Origin of the sequence: Kushneria phosphatilytica (assembly GCF_008247605.1) — a bacterium.
Taxonomy (GTDB): Bacteria; Pseudomonadota; Gammaproteobacteria; order Pseudomonadales; family Halomonadaceae; genus Kushneria; species Kushneria phosphatilytica.
On sequence record NZ_CP043420.1, the window covers coordinates 101,357 to 118,460 of the forward strand.

At 62.5% G+C, this 17,104-nt stretch carries 16 protein-coding genes; 3 read left to right on the top strand and 13 right to left on the bottom strand.

Translation table 11 applies throughout. The features are described 5' to 3' along the window. The first annotated feature begins 30 nt into the window (after window positions 1-30). On the top strand, window positions 31-1,137 hold the full coding sequence (locus FY550_RS00475) for an NADH:flavin oxidoreductase/NADH oxidase (RefSeq protein WP_070980536.1): 1,107 nt from the start codon (window positions 31-33) through the stop codon (window positions 1,135-1,137). A gap of 145 nt (window positions 1,138-1,282) precedes the next feature. Beyond that, complete coding sequence (locus FY550_RS00480; protein ID WP_199287826.1) at window positions 1,283-2,320, top strand: sodium:calcium antiporter; 1,038 nt, start codon at window positions 1,283-1,285, stop codon at window positions 2,318-2,320. Window positions 2,321-2,459: 139 nt separating this feature from the next. Here FY550_RS00480 and FY550_RS00485 read toward each other — a convergent pair whose 3' ends face one another. The 13 genes from FY550_RS00485 to FY550_RS00545 all read right to left on the bottom strand — a co-directional run bounded on the left by FY550_RS00485 (window position 2,460) and on the right by FY550_RS00545 (window position 15,446). Beyond that, window positions 2,460-3,497: a 2-keto-3-deoxygluconate permease gene (locus FY550_RS00485; protein ID WP_070980538.1), complete on the bottom strand. Its 1,038-nt coding sequence runs from the start codon at window positions 3,495-3,497 to the stop codon at window positions 2,460-2,462. 153 nt (window positions 3,498-3,650) lie between these two features. After that, window positions 3,651-4,583, bottom strand: a complete 933-nt coding sequence (locus FY550_RS00490) for a 3-hydroxyacyl-CoA dehydrogenase (protein WP_070980540.1) — start codon at window positions 4,581-4,583, stop codon at window positions 3,651-3,653. Window positions 4,584-4,653: 70 nt separating this feature from the next. Next, a complete protein-coding gene (otnC, locus tag FY550_RS00495; protein ID WP_070980542.1) occupies window positions 4,654-5,298 on the bottom strand; it encodes a 3-oxo-tetronate 4-phosphate decarboxylase in 645 nt (214 codons plus the stop codon). After that, a complete protein-coding gene (gene otnK, locus FY550_RS00500; protein WP_070980545.1) occupies window positions 5,291-6,541 on the bottom strand; it encodes a 3-oxo-tetronate kinase in 1,251 nt (416 codons plus the stop codon). Before otnK ends, otnC begins: the two co-directional genes overlap by 8 nt. Continuing rightward, complete coding sequence (locus tag FY550_RS00505) at window positions 6,532-7,344, bottom strand: DeoR/GlpR family DNA-binding transcription regulator (RefSeq protein WP_070980547.1); 813 nt, start codon at window positions 7,342-7,344, stop codon at window positions 6,532-6,534. Before FY550_RS00505 ends, otnK begins: the two co-directional genes overlap by 10 nt. 256 nt (window positions 7,345-7,600) lie before the next feature. Continuing rightward, on the bottom strand, window positions 7,601-8,548 hold the full coding sequence (locus FY550_RS00510; protein ID WP_233350240.1) for a LysR substrate-binding domain-containing protein: 948 nt from the start codon (window positions 8,546-8,548) through the stop codon (window positions 7,601-7,603). Then, entirely contained in the window at window positions 8,493-9,566 is a 1,074-nt protein-coding gene (locus FY550_RS00515; RefSeq protein WP_070980552.1) for a sulfite oxidase, read from the bottom strand. Before FY550_RS00515 ends, FY550_RS00510 begins: the two co-directional genes overlap by 56 nt. A gap of 149 nt (window positions 9,567-9,715) precedes the next feature. Beyond that, complete coding sequence (locus FY550_RS00520; RefSeq protein ID WP_070980554.1) at window positions 9,716-10,696, bottom strand: TDT family transporter; 981 nt, start codon at window positions 10,694-10,696, stop codon at window positions 9,716-9,718. A gap of 161 nt (window positions 10,697-10,857) precedes the next feature. Continuing rightward, on the bottom strand, window positions 10,858-12,228 hold the full coding sequence (locus tag FY550_RS00525; RefSeq protein WP_149054281.1) for an alanine/glycine:cation symporter family protein: 1,371 nt from the start codon (window positions 12,226-12,228) through the stop codon (window positions 10,858-10,860). Window positions 12,229-12,365: 137 nt separating this feature from the next. Further along, window positions 12,366-13,469, bottom strand: coding sequence for an aminotransferase class I/II-fold pyridoxal phosphate-dependent enzyme (locus tag FY550_RS00530; protein WP_070980556.1), 1,104 nt, complete (start codon window positions 13,467-13,469; stop codon window positions 12,366-12,368). Window positions 13,470-13,497: 28 nt separating this feature from the next. Continuing rightward, window positions 13,498-14,034, bottom strand: coding sequence for a hypothetical protein (locus FY550_RS00535; RefSeq protein WP_070980558.1), 537 nt, complete (start codon window positions 14,032-14,034; stop codon window positions 13,498-13,500). Beyond that, window positions 14,031-15,026 carry an alpha/beta hydrolase gene (locus tag FY550_RS00540; protein WP_070980560.1) on the bottom strand — a complete coding sequence of 332 codons (996 nt, stop codon included), beginning with the start codon at window positions 15,024-15,026 and terminating at the stop codon, window positions 14,031-14,033. Before FY550_RS00540 ends, FY550_RS00535 begins: the two co-directional genes overlap by 4 nt. A 39-nt stretch (window positions 15,027-15,065) precedes the next feature. After that, on the bottom strand, window positions 15,066-15,446 hold the full coding sequence (locus FY550_RS00545; RefSeq protein WP_070980563.1) for a DUF423 domain-containing protein: 381 nt from the start codon (window positions 15,444-15,446) through the stop codon (window positions 15,066-15,068). Window positions 15,447-15,620: 174 nt separating this feature from the next. Between FY550_RS00545 and FY550_RS00550 the strand changes: the two genes are divergently transcribed. Beyond that, window positions 15,621-17,099 (top strand): alanine/glycine:cation symporter family protein, encoded by a 1,479-nt coding sequence (locus tag FY550_RS00550; protein ID WP_070980565.1) that lies wholly within the window; start codon window positions 15,621-15,623, stop codon window positions 17,097-17,099. Window positions 17,100-17,104 lie beyond the last annotated feature (5 nt).

Below are 17,104 nucleotides of genomic sequence, written 5' to 3' on the forward strand. Positions count from 1 at the left end.
CGGATCAACGGTAGATCAGAGGACACATACATGTCTGCTCCCCGATTGTTCGAGCCACTACAGCTTGATGATCTCGAACTGCCCAATCGCATCATTATCGCGCCGATGTGCCAGTACTCCGCACAGAATGGCAATGCCACCGACTGGCATCTTATCCATCTGGGGCACATGGCGCTTTCCGGTGCCGGCCTGCTGATTCTGGAAGCGACCGCCGTGGCCCCGGAAGGGCGTATCAGCCCCGAGGACCTCGGCCTTTACAGCGATGACAACGAGCAGGCGCTGGCACGGACCCTGAAGGCTATCCGTGCCAACTCCGATATGCCGATCGGCATTCAGCTTGGTCATGCCGGTCGCAAGGCTTCCACAACTGCCCCCTGGCAAGGCGGCGAGCAGATCCCACCCGGCGCTGATAATGGCTGGCAGACGCTGGCGCCTTCGGCACTGCCGCATGGCGAGGCGGATCATCCGCCGAGTGCGCTGTCGCTTGAAGAGATCGAACGGATCAAGGGGGATTTCGTTGCAGCGGCAGAACGGTCGGCTCGCCTGGGTTTGGACGCCATCGAGTTGCACGCGGCGCACGGTTATCTGCTGCATCAGTTTCTGTCGCCACTCTCCAACCGACGTGATGACGAATATGGTGGCAGTCTGGAAAATCGACTGCGCCTGGTGCTGGAGGTCTTCGACGCGGTACGTGAGGTGTTTCCGAAAGGCAGGCCGGTGGGCGTACGTGTCTCGGCCAGTGACTGGGCCGAAGGCGGCTGGGATATCGAGGGGACGCTGGCGCTGGCCAGGGCACTCGACGAGCGGGGCTGCAGCTATATCCATGTTTCCAGTGGCGGCCTGACCCCGGTACAACAGATTCCGGTGGGACCCAACTACCAGGTGCCGTTTGCTCGTCAGGTGCGTGAGGTGGTCAACATGCCGGTCATCGCCGTGGGGCTGATCAACGAGCCCGAGCAGGCCGAAGCCATTGTTGGCACCGGCGAGGCCGATGCTGTCGCGCTGGCTCGGGCGATGCTCTACGACCCCCGCTGGCCATGGCACGCTGCGGCGTCACTGGGCGCGACGGTGAAAGCACCGAACCAGTATCTGCGCTGCCAGCCGCGACAGTATCGTCATCTTTTCGACAATAACTGATAAAGTTCATCAACTGCTCATCAAAAGCCGCCCTGAAGAGGCGGCTTTTTTCCGTCCGGCACGCACGGGTTAACATGGCAACGCATCGTCTGGGTGGCTAGTCTCTGCATCGGGGCTGGTCGATCAATTGCTGCCGGAGGCGCTCTTGTCCATTGATTTTACCGCGTTTCCCCTGGCGGTCACGCTGGGGCTGTTTGCCGTTTGTGCGGTCGTCATCGGTACCATTGGTACCTGGTTGACCGGGGTCGTAGACCGGCTGGCCGACCGAACCGGACTGGGCGAGGCCATTGCCGGCTCGGTCATGCTGGGTGCCGTGACGTCACTGGCCGGCATCATGGTGTCGATTTCTGCTGCCGCCCGCGATCAACCGGGCCTGGCGATGAGCAACGCCCTGGGCGGCATTGCGGTACAAACCGCTTTTCTGGCACTGGCGGATATTACCTACCGACGGGCCAATCTCGAGCACGCTGCGCCCTCGATCGGCAATCTGATGCAGAGCGCACTGCTGATCTGTCTGCTCTCGCTGTTGCTGATCGGCGCCTGGACACCGCCCTTTACCCTATATGGCATTCATCCGGTGACACCGTTGCTGCTGGGTGGCTATCTCTATGGCCTGGTCAAGGTGCGGGGGGCCCAGAATGATCCCATGTGGCGTCCGAAAAAGACCTTCGAGACCTTCGAGGATGTCCCCGCGGAGGATGACGGCAAGCGCAGTCTGACGTCGCTGTGGATTCGGTTTCTGCTGCTGGCAGCAGTGCTCGGCCTCACCGGCCTAGTGCTTGAGCGGGTTGCCTCGGCGCTCACCCAGCAGACCGGGCTTTCTGCCACAGCGGTCGGTGCGCTGCTGACGGCGGTGGCGACCTCGCTGCCGGAGCTGGTGACCTCGATTGCGGCAGTCCGCCGGGGGGCACTGACACTGGCGATCAGTGGCATTATCGGTGGCAATGCCTTCGATACCCTGTTCGCGGCGACGTCCGATATCGCCTATCGCAAGGGGTCGATCTATCACGCCATGCCGGACTCGATCCTGCTGTGGACGGCCATCACCCTGCTGATGACCGGCATCCTGCTGATGGGACTGATCCGCCGCGAACGGCATAACTGGGGCGGTATCGGCTTCGAGAGTGTCATTGTGCTGGTGCTTTATGGACTGGGCGCCGCCCTGACGCTGGTTCGTCCGTAAGCGCGTGGGCTCCGGGCAGGCTTTTACCTGGCGCAGGGTTCAGCAACACCCGACAACAGCCCCCGGAGATTCAGGAAGGTCCTGCCGGGAACCTGTAATGCTCCCGGCGTTAATGGAGTCTGATACCCGGTTCAGGCTTTCATGATCGCGTAGCGGGCTCGGCTACTGCACTGTCATCCAGCATGGGCTCATCTTCGAACTCCTGCTGCGGGTCGATACCCCGCTTCATCTGCCAGCGATAGATCAGTAGTGCCAGCACCGGGGTGAGAATGGCGGTCGTGACCGTGGAACCGGCTACCTGTGCCGTGGCCGTCGCCTCGATGGCCTTGTAGGCAGGATCGGCTGCTGCGACGACTGCGGGTGTGGCTACCGCTGCACCAGCCGTGGAGGATTCACAGGCGCCCGAAATGATATTGCGCCGATAGTGCGGCCGCCGGCGGATACGGTGCACCAGCGCAAGTAGCAGCATGGCGCCGCCGCCGGATACCACCAGCGTCAGCAGCCCCAGCAGCACGCCCGGCAGCCCCGCTTCGATCAGGGTTTTGAAATCGATACCGGCCCCGAGCGGGAAGGCGAAGAAAGGAATCAGAATGCGCTGACCGGGGGCCAGGAAACGGCGCAGATTCTCATCCAGATTGCCGAGGATAAAGCCCAGCAGTACCGGCGCGACCACGCCGATGAAGGTCAACAGTGGAATCGAGGCCAGCCCGGCGGCCCCCAGCACCAGCAGGGTGAGAAAGGGACCATCATTGAGCGAGATCACCGAGACGGCGCCGGTGTCGGTCTTGTTGCCGAACTGTTCGGTCAGGGCCACATACATGCCGCTGTTGGAGTTGGTCATGGCTGCCACGATGGCCAGTGGCGACAGTGCCAGCAGGGTGCCCGAAGGCATCAGGAAGGCGGCAATCAGCGCCACGATCACCCCGGCCAACAGTTTGCCGATCAGAATGGCGAAGCCCTTTTCGGCGATCGGGCCGGTGGCCCGGATAGGAATCTGGGCGCCCATGCAGAACAGGAAGGCACCAATGACCGGCAGGGCTCCCTCCTTGAACAGGGCCTGGGTAAAACCACCGATCTCGAGCAGACCGGGAAGAAAGGTATTGACGGTAGCGCCCAGCAGCAGCGGAATGACCATGATCCCGCCGGGGACCTTTTCGATTGCGCCGAGAATGTTCATGGCGGACCTCGGGTTGTAGTGAGGCGAAAAATGCCGAATGAACCGAGCCACGGGCACAGCTTCCCCGGGGCCACGGAAAATGTCTTTTCCGGACCTGTGGTCTGTCGGTTCACCATTGGGTAGCCGGCCCGTGCAGGCGCGCCGGCGGATGGGTCAGGTGGACTGACGCTTTTTCAGAGCGGCCAGAGTGACCAGGTAGCGGTCGCGCCAGGCCATGCGCTCATCGCGCTGGTCGGCGGGCAGTGTTTCGCGCCGCGCCTGTTCGAGCTGGTCCAGCAGCTGTTCGCTATAGCCATGACGGGGGCGAGCGGAATCGGCGATCTGCTGATACATCGGCCCGAGTCGGGTCATATAGTCGCGTACACCTTCCGGCGCATTGAGATCGATGGTCTCGATCGGGCCCATGAAGAACCAGCGTGCGCCCAGGCCATCGCTGACCACCCGGTCGAGGTCATCGACGCTGAGATAGCCATCCTCGATCAGATTGAAGGCTTCATTGAGCAGCGCGCCCTGCAGGCGATTGACGGCAAATCCCGGAATCTCGCCGCCGAGGGTGATTGGTGACTGACCAATGTCTGCCATCAGTTGCCGGGTACGCTGGAGTACCGCATCAGCAGTCCAGGGTGCGGGAATCAGTTCGACCAGCGGGATCAGGGCCGGCGGATTGACCGGATGTGCGACCAGGCAGCGTTCACGGTGGGTGAGGGTCTCGGTGAAATCCGAGGCCGGGATGCCCGAAGTTGAACTGGCCAGCGTGATTTCCGGGGCGGCCAGCTCATCGAGTTGAGCAAACAGCGTCTGCTTGAGTTCCACCCTTTCGGGGATATTCTCCTGGACGTGAATGGCGCCCTCGAGTGCCTGCGCCAGGTCGCTGCTGGTCCGTACCCGGTCCAGCACGCGCTGCGGTGGCTCGTCGAGCAGCTCATTGGCGGCCAGCTCTTCGAGGGTCTGTCTGATCAGCTCGCGGGCCTGGGGCAGCACTTCGGCCTGGTTATCGAACAGCACCACATCGTGGCCGCCGCGGGCGAAAACCACCGACCAGCTGCGCCCGATCAGGCCTGATCCGATAATGGCAACATGACTCATCTTCTACCTCCTGGTTGACGGTGCGCGAACGCACCGGGCCGATCCCTGTGCCGGCCAGTGATATGGGCGCTCAGCTCTCCCACCGGGCGCCGTGGTGTTCGCAGAGTTCGCCGATCTGATCGGCATCAAGGGTGCGATATTCGTGGCCATGCAGTAGCAGAAAGAGTTTGGCGGTCTCTTCCAGCTCTTCGGCGGCGCTGACGGTCGCGTCGAGATCCCGCCCGGTGACGATCGGGCCGTGATTGGCCAGCATCAGTGCGCTGTAGTGCGGTGCCAGCCGGGCCACATCGTCGCCGAGTCGTTCGTCCCCCGGGCGGCGATAGGGCACCAGAGGCAGCCGGCCGATGCGCATGACGAAGTAGGGGGTGATCGGTGGCAGCACACTCGCTTCGTCGACGTTTTTCAGACATGACACGGCGCTGGAATAGCTCGAGTGCAGATGAACGATCGCCTGCGCCTCGGGGCGATTCTTGTAGTAGGCGAGGTGAAAGAAGTACTCCTTGCTGGGCTTGCTGCCGGAGAGAACATTGCCTTCCCAGTCGAGCCTGGAGATCTCGTCGGCGTTGAGTTCGCCCATGCAGGAGTTGGTGGGTGTGGTCAGCCAGCCATCGTCCAGCCGCACACTGAGATTGCCACTGGTACCGGGACTGAGGCCGCGGTCATAGAGTCGCTTGCCGAGCGTGACCAGACGCTGGCGCAGGGTGTGTTCATTCATCGATAACCTCCCAGGCGCGGGTAAACATGTCGGGAGCGCCGAAGTTGCCGGATTTCAGCGCCAGATGCAGGGGACCATGCACTGATTCGGTCCAGGTCCAGGGAACGCCGGGGTCGATTTCCGGGCCGATGCGCAGACTCTCGATGCCCAGCGCACCGACGATGGCGCCTGCCGTTTCACCTCCGGCCACAATCAGACGACCGATGTCCCGGACGATCAGCCGTCTGGCGAGTTCGGCCAGAGCGCGTTCGACCAGCGCGCCAGCGGCTTCAACACCCAGCTGCTGCTGAGCCTCGCGCACCACTTCGGGGCGGGTGTCGCTGTGAATCAGCAGCGGCTTGCCCAGCTGTGGCAGGGCCCACTGCTCGATCGCATCGAGTGTGGCGTCAAACTCATGATGCAGTTCGAGCGGTGTCAGTGCCCGGCTTGGCATGTGGGCGCTGGCATGGTCGATCTGTTCGCGGGTCCGTTTCGAGGCACTGCCCGCCAGAATCAGCGCGCCACCTGCAGGGGGCGGCAGTGCGGCAGCCTGTCCGCTGGGTGATGAGTAGAGTGCGCCCAGTCCGAGTGCCAGTCCGGAACCCCCGGTAACCAGCGGCATGTCGCGACTGGCCAGCGCTATGGTGGTCAGATGCGCATCGCGCAGGGTATCGGTCACGATCAATCGATACCCTTCCGAACGCAGCGCTTCGAGCTGGCGGCGGGCAGCTTCCTCGCCCCGTTCAATGACATCGGCCGGCAGCAGACCAACACGTTGTTCGCTCTGGGTATCGAGCCAGCGCACGAGATTGGCATCCGTCATCGGATTGAGCGGGTGGTGCTCCATGCCGCTCTCGTTGAGCAGACTGCCGCCCACGAACAGATGGCCCTGATAGACGGTGCGACCGGTGGCCGGGAAGGCCGGGCAGAACAGGGTGCTGTCACAGTCGAGCGCCCCCATCAGCGCTTCTGCCACCGGGCCGATGTTGCCCTGTGGGGTGGAGTCGAAGGTTGAGCAGTACTTGAAATAGAACTTTTCGCAGCCTTGCGTCTGTAGCCATGTCAGCGCTTCAAGCGACTGGCGTACCGCGTCGGCGGCCGGAATGCTGCGCGACTTCAACGCCACCACAATGGCATCGACGTCTTCGGGGGCTGTGTCCGGTATCCCGATGGTCTGGACGGTACGAAAGCCGCTTTTGACCAGGTTGTTGGCCAGGTCCGTGCCGCCGGTGAAATCGTCGGCAATACATCCGATCAGGGCCATGGGACCTCCTTCGGCTCATCGGTCATCTGTGGGGCGGTAATCGGCACCGTTTCGAGTGCGATGTCGCGCTCGACGATGGCTTCGCGGTCGAAAGCGGCCAGGCCGTCGTCGGTGATGATCAGATCGACATCCTCCAGCGCACAGGCACGGAACATGCCGAAACGGCCGTATTTGGTGCTGTCGGCCACCAGCACGCTTTTGGAAGCGATCTGTAACAGCTGCTGCTTGATCAGAATCTTTGACTCATCCGGCGTGGTGACGCCGCGCTCGAGATGCCAGGAGCTGCTGCTGAGGAAGGCGATGTCGACGTTGACCTGACGCAGAAATTCCACCACCGATGGGCCGACAGCCGAGTAATTCTCGTGGTTGACCCGACCCCCGGTATGGAAGAGGTCAATATGGGGGTACTGCGCCAGTAGCGCCGAGATATGGAAGTTGTTGGTGACGACCGACAGATCGTTGTGTTCGGTAAGCAGGCGGGCCATGGCGAAAGTGGTGGTGCCGGCATCAAGATAGATCGACATGCCATCGTGGATCATGGCTGCCGCTCGTTGGGCAATCGCTTCCTTGTGACCGATATGAGCGGATGCCTTCTCCTGCCATGCAGGCTCATGCCTAAATCGGGCAGCCAGCCGCACGCCACCGGAGACGGAGAGCACTTGCCCTTCCTGTTCGAGCTGGGCGATATCGCGGCGCACCGTCATGTGGGACACCCCGAGCAGCTCGGTCAGCTCGTTGATGGTCAGCACGGTCTGCTGATCAAGCAGTTCCAGCAGATAGTCGCGTCTTTGCGTGGGTATCACGATGGCTTCCCGACATTGATAACACGGTAAATTTGATAAATAACGTTAAAAATTCACGCTAATTACCATGTGAGCCATGGTTGATGGTCCGGCCGAGAAAGTCAAAGCAGTAGCCGTTAGCTTTTGGTATAAGGAGAAGTAGTAAAAATATCGGGTTTTTGCAGGAATGAGGGCAGATCAGGAAGGAGAAGGTTGGGGTTCCGCAATGATGTGGCAAGGTGTGAATTGATGTGAAGTTCGCCGTGCACAAGATGGTTTACAGGGTGGGTTCCGGTTGCTGACAGAATTCGAGAAAACGGGCCAGCAACGGACTGATGTACTTGTCGCGATGGGTGATCAGATGAAACTGACGGGGCATCGCCAGATCAATCCCGAGCTCCCTCAACCGGCCATCCGCCAGTGCATGGCGGGCTTCCAGTTCGGAGACACAGGTCAGCCCCATACCGGCGGCAGTCGCATTGATGATCGCTTCGGTCGCGTTGAGTTCGAGCGCGGTCTGCCAGTGCTCTAGCCGAGCAGCCAGAAAGTGCATGAACTGTTCCCGGGTGCCGGAACCGGGTTCGCGCAGCACCCACTGCTGATGTTCGAGGTCGGTCACTGTGGCAACACGTCCGACCAGCGGATGATCCGGAGCCGCCGCCACCAGCATACGATCGTGGCGCCAGGGTCGGGCCATCAGAGGGGCGTGATCGATGCGTCCCTCGACCATACCGATATCGAGTTCGAAGGCGTTGAGGGCCTCACCAATGGTGGCGCTGTTGACAATGGTGACCTGCTGATCGGTATGGCCGGTAAGACGGCGAAATCCCTGCAACAGCGCCGGGAGCAACTGGTGACCGATGGTATAGCTGGCACCGATGCGCAACTGACCGGACAGCTGCGTGTTGCGATCGAACAGTTGCTCAACGGTGGCGGCGCGGCCGAGTAGCTCATCGGCCAGTGGCAACAGCTGGCGCCCCAGATCGTTGATGAACAGCCGGTTGTGGTGGCGGTCGAATACCCGGTGGCCGTAGCGCTTCTCGAGTTCGGCCAGGGCTGCGCTCACCGCCGGTTTGGTCAGATGAAGGGATTGCGCGGCAGCGGTCAGCGAGCCCTCGTGCACAATGGTCACAAAGACACGCAGCTGGCGCAGGGTAATCGCCATCGTTTCAACGGTCTCCGACGTGAAGCGGCCAGGCGATGACGGCATTGTAGAGACAGCCATGATCGTTCCATGGCACCTGATCGGGCTGCACATTACCGGCCTCGTCGATGGCGCGCACGCGTAGCTTATGCTCGCCGGGTGCCAGCTCGGTGCTCACCGACCAGCGTACCCAGGCAGCGGGCAGGTTGGGCGTCTCCAGCCGGGCTGGTTGCCACTCGCCGTCATCGAGGCGATATTCGACCCGATTGACTCGCCCCTCACCGGAGAAGGCTCGGCCGCGTATCACCTGGCGGCCGGGGCTGAGTTCAGCCGGCCAGTCGAGTTCGGGCATGCTCATCACCGGCATCATCGTAATGGGGATGCCATCGGCCTCGCCTTCGGCAGGGTAGTCCGGACCGGCGAGGGTGTAATCCCGGGTGTTCCAGTACGTATTCTGTTCATGGGTCGCCACGCTGATGCGTCCCAGCCACTTGATGCTGGCTGCGCCCAGCCAGCCGGAGACCACCAGTCGGGCAGGAGCGCCGTGGTCGAGCGGCAGCGGTTCGCCGTTCATCGCCAATGCGATCAGGGTGTCATCGGCCAGCGCCTTGTCCAGCGGGAGCGGCCGGGCGAAGCGCCCCTCGTCGAGCCCTTCCGGCAGTACGCTGATGGCCTCTGCCCGCACGCCGGCCTGCTCGAGTACCTCGCGCAGACGTACGCCGCTCCATTCCGCGACACCGATCGCGCCGCTGCGCCACTGGGCGCCTTCGGCCGGCTCCCCGAAGTCATGTGCGAAAAAGGCCCGGGCGTTGCCGGCGCACTCGATGGCGCGGATTACCGACACCTGCGGCAGCGCCTGCAGGGCCGCCAGATCAAGCGTCACCGAGCGCTTGAGTCCATCGCCCTCGAGTTGCAGCGTCCATGTCTGAAGGTCGATCTCGGGTGTGGCGGTATGGTTGCGGATATAGAACAGGGCAGTAGGCGTCAGATAGCCCGCCAGCTGCGATAAACGGGTTTCGGCATTGGACTCGCCGCCCTGTGGTGGCTGGGTGAAATATCGTGTGGACAGCGACTTGTAAATGGCGGGACGTTGCGACATGCCGGTCGGCTCCTGTTGTCCTCGGGAAGGCTTGCGAGGCTCACCCTGAGCAGTGTAGTGCCGTAATCGCGATGATGCGTCTGTGCGGACCCACCACCGCGCCCTGTTGCGCTCTGGCACTTGCATGCTTCGGCGGCAGCAGGATGACATCAGCCCGGATGGCCGGAGAGATCGACCATTGCAAGACGTTGTCCGTAGTAGGTGGCATAGCGCAGTACGACATAACCCACGACAGCCGTGGCCACAGTGATTTCAATATCGGCCAGGGTCTGCACCTGCGTGACCAGCGAGGCTGGTACCCCCTGGCTTGCCAGCCATTCGGCGGTCTTCGACATCGCCGTGGCGCCGATCACCATCGGGAAGGTGAAGGCGGCATAACCCGGACTGTACGGCAGGCGCAGCAGCCGGAAGAAGGCGAGATAGATCACAACGGTCATCAGCAGCGCGATGCCCCCCAGCAGGGCCACCAGCAGGGGGGATGGCTCGGCAGAGACGGTCAGATAGCCGGCCAGACTGAGACTCGCCGGGGCGGCCATGATGGCGATGGTGGGCTTGGCGGCATCCGGGATTTCGGCGGCAAAGATCAACCGATGCACCATCACGGGCAGCAGCAGAGCGTACATGATCATGCCGAACCACAGCAGACCCAGGGCGAGCGGCTGCAGCGCTGGCACGCCGGGAAAGGCGACATCGGCAACGATGATCCCGACCGGGGGTACGAACCAGCCCGGCACCATATGGTGCAGTTCGAACTCGCGCAGGCGATGAATGACGAAGGCACACAGAAAAATCAGGTGCAGCCCCACCGCCAATAGCCAGAGCGCCGTACCGAGGGTGGGTTCCCAGTGACCGAAGGCTTTCGAAACCACCATGAGGGCCATGGCGAAGGTGGGCACCACACTGCCGACCACCGGGTGAGCCAGGTCCTGGCGCAGTGACTGCGGATGGCGGATGAAGCGGATGGCCAGGATCAGTAGCAGTACTGCGCCGATGGCAGCCCCGGCTTGCTGGGCAACACCCTCCAGGTCAGCAAAGCTCTCCCAGCTCCACCCGAGACTGGCGATGCCCAGGGCCAGTCCGGCCATGGGGGTCGGGGCACCACGGATGGCGTCTTCAAGTCGAAGGGACATGGCAAACTCCTGCTGACTGATCAAGGATCGCCATGTTAGGTCGCCAGCTGCGGTAATTATATTGGAACGTTTTTTACTGCCCGTTCACTGAAATCGAACATCAGTGGGACCATATCGGACACTTGTGGCGCGGCGGTGTCAGTCCGCCGCGCGCCTGGGGGTCAGTCTCGGCCGCCGGAGGTGTTCGAGCTTTCGAGCCCGGCGAAGTGATCGCGTGTCAGCTTGAAGATCAGCGGTGATAGCAGCGCCAGAGCGATCAGGTTGGGAATGGCCATCAGCGCATTGAAGGTGTCTGCCAATAGCCAGATGAAGTCCAGGTGCGCCATGGCGCCTATCGGAATCATCAGTACGAAGGCGATGCGATAGAAATGCGCCGCCCGGGTCCCGAAGAGATACTGAAAGCAGCGTTCGCCATAGTAGGACCAGCCGAGAATGGTGGTAAAGGCGAAGATCGCCAGTGCGGCGGCCACGATATAGTCGCCCGGTCCGGGCAGCGCGGTGCGAAAGGCCAGTGAGGTCAGTGCCGCACCGGATTCACCCTCGAGCCACTGGCCGGAAGTGATGATGGCCAGTGCCGTGATCGAGCAGACCACAATGGTATCAATGAAGGTGCCCAGCATGGCGATCATGCCCTGACGTACCGGGCTGTTGGTCTGCGCTGCAGCATGAGCGATGGGCGCGCTGCCCAGGCCGGCCTCGTTGGAGAACACGCCGCGGGCGACACCGAAGCGAATGGCGGCTGCCACTGCCGCGCCGGCAAAGCCGCCAGCCGCCGAGACGGGGGTAAAGGCGTGCGTGAAAATCAGGCCGAACGCATCGGGGATGGCCGCAATATTGATGATCAGCACGACCAGTCCGCCCAGCAGGTAGGCAATGGCCATCAGCGGTACCAGGCGGCCGGCGACACTGGAAATACGCTTGATGCCACCAATGATGACAGCGCCTGCCAGCACCATGATGACCAGACCGGTCAGCCAGGCGGGTATGGCAAAGGACGTCGACAGTGCATCGGCCACCGAGTTGGCCTGCACGGTATTGCCGATACCGAAGGAGGCCAGGGTGCCGAACAGCGCAAAGAGCACGCCCAGCCAGGCGAAGCGTTTACCCAGCCCATTGCGGATGTAATACATCGGCCCGCCGACGAAGTTGCCTTCGCTGTCGCGTTCGCGAAAACGTACGGCACAGACCGCCTCGGCATATTTGGTGGCCATGCCGACCAGCGCCGTAATCCACATCCAGAACACGGCCCCTGGTCCGCCCAGTGCGATGGCAGTGGCGACCCCCGCGATATTGCCGGTACCGATGGTGGCTGAAAGCGAGGTCATCAACGCATTGAACGAGGAGATTTCACCGCTTTCGCGATCGCCGCTGCGCCCCTGCCAGAGCAGCGCAAAGGCGCGGCCGATATTACGAATCGGCATGGCCTTCAGACCGATCTGCAGATAAAGCCCCACACCCAGCAGCAGAATGAGCATCAGCGGGCCCCAGACCACGCCATTGATGCTCTTGACAAGACTTGTTACGACTTCCATGCCCTGCTCCGATATTGTTGATCGTTTATGAAGTCACGCGGCACTTTCTTCCGACGCCTGTCGGCAATGTACCGCCTGTGACGACAGGTGTCATGGCAGTGTTCGGTTGCCGGGTCGGACACGGGATCATGTCGGGCTCAGAGCGCTGCTTCCAGCGCCGCCAGCCGACCGGGCTCCAGCGCATCCTCGACGGTACTGATGCGCAGCACGTGGCCCAGTGCGGGGTGGGGCGGACGATGAACAATCACTCCTTCGGTGAGCAGGGCGCGATGCACTTCGGCGGCCTGGTCACTGTCTGCCATGACCACGGCGATGAAATTGGTCGTACTGGGCACAACCTGAGCCCCCAGGCGGCGCAGATGATCGGAGAGTCGCTCGCGTCGCTCGGTCACATCGCGGATATGTTCGTTGACTTCCTCTTCGTGCTCGAGCAGTACCGTGGCCGCTTCCAGCGCTACCGAAGAGACGGCATAGTGAATACGCACCTTGTGCATGTCGCTGATCAATGCTGGCGAAGCCAGGGCGTAGCCTATGCGCAACCCCGCCAGTCCGTGGGCCTTGGAAAAGGTTCGCAGCCGAACGCGGCGCGGGCGCACCCGATTGTCACGACACGCGTCCGCAAGAAAGTCGTGATAGGCCTCATCGAGCAGCAGGGTGCAGCCATCGGGCAGGGCGTCCTCGAGCGCATCGAGAGTGTCGGCATCATGCCAGTGGCCACTCGGATTATCGGGATTGGCCAGATAGACCAGTTGAGCATTGTGCTGGCGGGCGGCTTCGGCCAGGGCGCCGGGGTCAGGGGCCAATACGGGCGCATGTCCTTCCGTGGCGGGCCCGCCGAGATAGGGCACTTCGACCAGCTGGCAGCCCTGGCCCTCGGCGAAGTAGCCGAAGGTGGGATAGGTGCCGGCGCTGGTAACCACCGTGGCGCCCGGATCACAGAGTGTACGCAGCGCCAGGGCGATCAGGCTGTCGGCGCCGGCATCGATGATCATTGCCTCCATGGGAATGCCGAGACGGTCCTGCAGGCGACTGCGCAGGTCGAAGGCTTCGGCATCCCCATAGGCCCGGGCCAGATGCGCGACGCCTTCTCCCAGCGCCTCGCGCAGTGCCCGGTGGGGCATGTCCAGGCCCTCGTTGGAGCCCAGCTGATGCGGGACCCGACGGCCCAGTCGGCGCTCCAGTGCGCGCAGGCCTGGGAAGGGATTGGCGGGGCCGTTGCGATCGAGATGGCGAGCGGTCATGGCAGTCGTGTCCGAAGCTTGCGAAGTGTCAGGGTGTGGCGCCATCGGCGCGTGATGCCTTGATGGACGACAGCAGAGCGTCGGCATCGAAGGCGCCGTCGATATGCTGTTCCCAGCCGGCACTGACCGCTGTTGGTGACGTCAGACTCAGGGTCAGTCGATAGGGATAGAGCGTGCGGTCGGAGAGATGCAGTGCCGGCGAAGGCGCGGTCAGCCGGGTGCTCAGGATGCGCTGATTATCAGCCAGGCTCGGTGTGCCGTCGGCGGGTTGCCAGGCCAAGATCTGAGGGCCGTCAGCGTGCGCCAGCAGTGTTCGTATCAGTGTTTCGCGCAGCCGGTCGGCTTCGATCGGCAGGCTGGCATCGACGGTGGGCGGTGCGACGAGAATGATGCGTCGGTAAGGGGGTACGGCCCAGTCGTCAGCATCGAGTACCTGTCGGGCGGCGGACTGCCCCAGACTGACGACCGGTGAGCGCGATTCGAGGGGGGCGCTGTTGCCGAACAGGGCACAGCCGGTGAGCCAGCAGGAGAGCAGCAGCAGGGCAAGCCAGCGAATCGGAGTCATGATGGGATCTCACAACGGACGGAGGCATTTTCATCGTTGCGCTGTGTTTCGAGAAAGTCGAGCAGTGTTGCGAAAAGTGGCTGACGGATCGATTCATGCTCATTGACCAGATGGTGACGCGCGAGAGCATCGCGCCAGATGCGGGCATCCGGGAACCGTCTGGTCAGCACTTCAAGATTCCAGGGCCAGTCAACGGTGGCGTCCTGTTCACCCTGCAGGATCAGTACCGGTAGCGAACGGGGCGGCAGCATGCAAAAACGAGTCATCCAGCGGCGCATGGCGCGTACCCAGACCATGGGCAGGCGCTCGGCCTGCAATGGGTCCCGGTGGCGCAGGAAATCAACGAACTCGGGGTCAGTCGAGTTGGGTCGACGATTGCGCGGAATCGAGCGTATGAAGGGGCCGGCGATATCGTGTAGCCAGCGTGCCCGGTTCCATCCTCGCGGCCGTACCAGCGGAGCCAGCAGCACCAGCGCCTGCCAGGGTGACTGGTCGCCACGGGAAAGTGCATCGGTGGCCAGGATAGCGCCGCCGGTACTCTGGCCAATACCGATCCAGGGCGCCAGCATCATGCTGCGCTGTTTTAGAGTGTCCGTCAGTGCCTGCAGGCAGTGCAGGTAGTCGCTGAAATCGTCGATGGCGGCACGCCGGCCACTGGAGAGGCCGTGCCCCGGCAGATCCCAGAGGATTACCTGCCATCCGGCCGAGAGCAGCGCCTGCAACAGATGGCGATAGAGGCCGATGTGATCGAAGTAGCCATGCACCACGACCACGGTGCCGCATGCCGGCATCGCGGGGCACCAGCGCTGCACCCAGAGTCGGTAGCCGGCGCAGTCGACATGACCGACTTCCAGCCCCAGAGCCAGTGGCAGGACTTCATCGAGTCGATAGTGGCGCAGGTAGGACGCCAGTGCCCCGTCGAGTGGTTCGGCGACAGGCGCCAGATCGCCATGCTCGAGCAGGGAAGCAAAGGGGAATTGATTAGCGGTCATGATCGGCCATGCTAGCGCTGCACCGGGACCAGCGCCAGTTCAACCATGACGCGCACGAAAACCGGCGATAGCTACCACCAGCCAGCCCAGCATCAGCGCCAGGCCGCCCAGCGGCGTGATCGGCCCCAGCCAACCCGGCGCTCCAAGCGAAAGCGCATAAAGTGAACCGGAGAACAGCAGCACGCCGATTCCCCACAGGCACAGCGCCAGCCGTTGCCCCCGCAGGGGGTGTTGAACGCGCCAGATCAGCACTGCCATGGCGGCCAGGGTATGCCAGGCCTGATAGCGTACACCGGTATGAAAGGCGTTCAGTGCCGTGGCGTTCAACCGATCGGCGAGACCATGGGCGCCGAGTGCGCCCAGAATCACGGTCAGCAGACCCGAGACTCCGACCAGTGCCCAGGCGTGACGTTGGCTCATGATGATGTACACTCCCTGCCCGGCAGCATGCCCGGTCGGCTTTGTACCGGGTACTGCATACTGAAGATTCACGACACTAGCAGGTTTCAAACACTCTAGTGCCGCCGTCCTACAACAAATGACAGGGTTCTGCTCCCGTTACCGGGCAAGGGTCGAACCCGCCGGAGTGCTGCAATGGAATGGCTTACCGCACTTGAATCGGCCATCAACGCCGTTACCGATCCGATCAGCAATTTTATCTGGTCTTTCATTCTGGTCTACCTGCTGCTGGGCGTGGGGCTGCTGTTTACCGTGATGACACGCTTCATGCAGTTCCGACTTCTCGGACACATGGCGCGTATCACCTTTACCAGCCGCGGTAGTGGCGATGGGATCAGCGCCTTTCAGGCGTTTGCGACCTCGCTGGCCGGACGAGTTGGCACCGGTAACCTGGCCGGAGTGGCACTGGCGCTGTGGGTCGGTGGCCCCGGCGCCATCTTCTGGATGTGGATCACGGCGCTGGTAGGGCTGGCAACGGCCTTTGTCGAATCCACTCTGGCGCAGGTCTACAAATCCCGTCACGAGGATGGCGCGTTTCGCGGGGGGCCGGCCTATTACATCGAGCGTGCACTTGGACAGCGCTGGCTGGGCTGTGTCTTTGCCGTCTTTCTGATCATCGCCTTCGGGCTGGCTTTCTGCGGCGCCCAGGCCAATACCATTGCACGGGCCATGGATGGTGCCTTCAGCGTGCCGACCTGGCTGACCGGCCTCATTCTGGTCGCCCTGACGGCGTTGATCATCTATGGCGGCATCCGTTCGGTCGCACGTGCCGCCGAGCGCATCGTGCCCTTCATGGCGGTGGCCTATCTGCTGGTGGCGCTCTATATCCTCGTGGTCAACATTGGTGAGGTCCCGGCACTGCTGGCCCTGATCTTCAAGAGTGCTTTCGGCTTCGGCCCTGCGGCGGGTGGTGCGGCCGGTTTCGCCATCAAGACGGCGATGGAAAATGGCGTCAAGCGCGGTCTGTTCTCCAACGAGGCGGGCATGGGGTCGGCACCCAATGTGGCGGCGGCCGCTTCGGTTCGCCATCCGGCCGCCCAGGGGCTGGTACAGTCCTTCGGTGTGGTCTGCGATACTCTGATCATCTGTACCTGCACGGCGATCGTCATCCTGCTTTCCGGGGTCTATCAGACGCTTGTCAGCGGCTCCCCCGGCGCCGAGATTCAGGGCATTCAGCTTACCCAGGATGCCATGACCGATCACCTTGGTACCTTCGGCACCTGGTTTATCGCTGTAGCGATCTGTCTGTTCGCCTTTACCTCGATTCTGGCGGATTACGCCTACTCTTCGATCAATATCGAATATCTCTTTCCCCGGCATGCCGGGATGGCCGATCAGTTGCTGAGGGTTGTGGTGCTGGCCATGGTCATGATCGGTTCCGTGGCATCGCTGGGATTCATCTGGCACTTTGCCGATCTGGCCATGGGCATGATGGCAACGGTCAACCTGCTCGCCATTGCGCTGCTGGCACCGATTGCCCTGAAGGTCCTGCGCGACTACGAGCAGCAGCGTCGCCAGGGGGTACGTGAACCGGTCTTCACACCGACTATCCTGACCCGCCCCGAACAGGTGGATCGCGAGGTCTGGCCGAGCAAAGAAGAGCGTAGCCAATAGCGTTC

What these genes read in the sequence shown, in the direction of transcription:
- FY550_RS00550 (WP_070980565.1), top strand. Translation starts at nt 15,621, where the DNA reads ATGGAATGGCTTACCGCACTTGAATCGGCCATCAACGCCGTTACCGAT.
- FY550_RS00510 (WP_233350240.1), bottom strand. Translation starts at nt 8,548, where the DNA reads ATGGCTGTCTCTACAATGCCGTCATCGCCTGGCCGCTTCACGTCGGAG.
- FY550_RS00490 (WP_070980540.1), bottom strand. Translation starts at nt 4,583, where the DNA reads ATGAGTCATGTTGCCATTATCGGATCAGGCCTGATCGGGCGCAGCTGG.
- FY550_RS00525 (WP_149054281.1), bottom strand. Translation starts at nt 12,228, where the DNA reads ATGGAAGTCGTAACAAGTCTTGTCAAGAGCATCAATGGCGTGGTCTGG.
- FY550_RS00485 (WP_070980538.1), bottom strand. Translation starts at nt 3,497, where the DNA reads ATGAACATTCTCGGCGCAATCGAAAAGGTCCCCGGCGGGATCATGGTC.
- FY550_RS00515 (WP_070980552.1), bottom strand. Translation starts at nt 9,566, where the DNA reads ATGTCGCAACGTCCCGCCATTTACAAGTCGCTGTCCACACGATATTTC.
- otnC (WP_070980542.1), bottom strand. Translation starts at nt 5,298, where the DNA reads ATGAATGAACACACCCTGCGCCAGCGTCTGGTCACGCTCGGCAAGCGA.
- FY550_RS00540 (WP_070980560.1), bottom strand. Translation starts at nt 15,026, where the DNA reads ATGACCGCTAATCAATTCCCCTTTGCTTCCCTGCTCGAGCATGGCGAT.
- FY550_RS00530 (WP_070980556.1), bottom strand. Translation starts at nt 13,469, where the DNA reads ATGACCGCTCGCCATCTCGATCGCAACGGCCCCGCCAATCCCTTCCCA.
- FY550_RS00545 (WP_070980563.1), bottom strand. Translation starts at nt 15,446, where the DNA reads ATGAGCCAACGTCACGCCTGGGCACTGGTCGGAGTCTCGGGTCTGCTG.
- FY550_RS00535 (WP_070980558.1), bottom strand. Translation starts at nt 14,034, where the DNA reads ATGACTCCGATTCGCTGGCTTGCCCTGCTGCTGCTCTCCTGCTGGCTC.
- FY550_RS00520 (WP_070980554.1), bottom strand. Translation starts at nt 10,696, where the DNA reads ATGTCCCTTCGACTTGAAGACGCCATCCGTGGTGCCCCGACCCCCATG.
- otnK (WP_070980545.1), bottom strand. Translation starts at nt 6,541, where the DNA reads ATGGCCCTGATCGGATGTATTGCCGACGATTTCACCGGCGGCACGGAC.
- FY550_RS00475 (WP_070980536.1), top strand. Translation starts at nt 31, where the DNA reads ATGTCTGCTCCCCGATTGTTCGAGCCACTACAGCTTGATGATCTCGAA.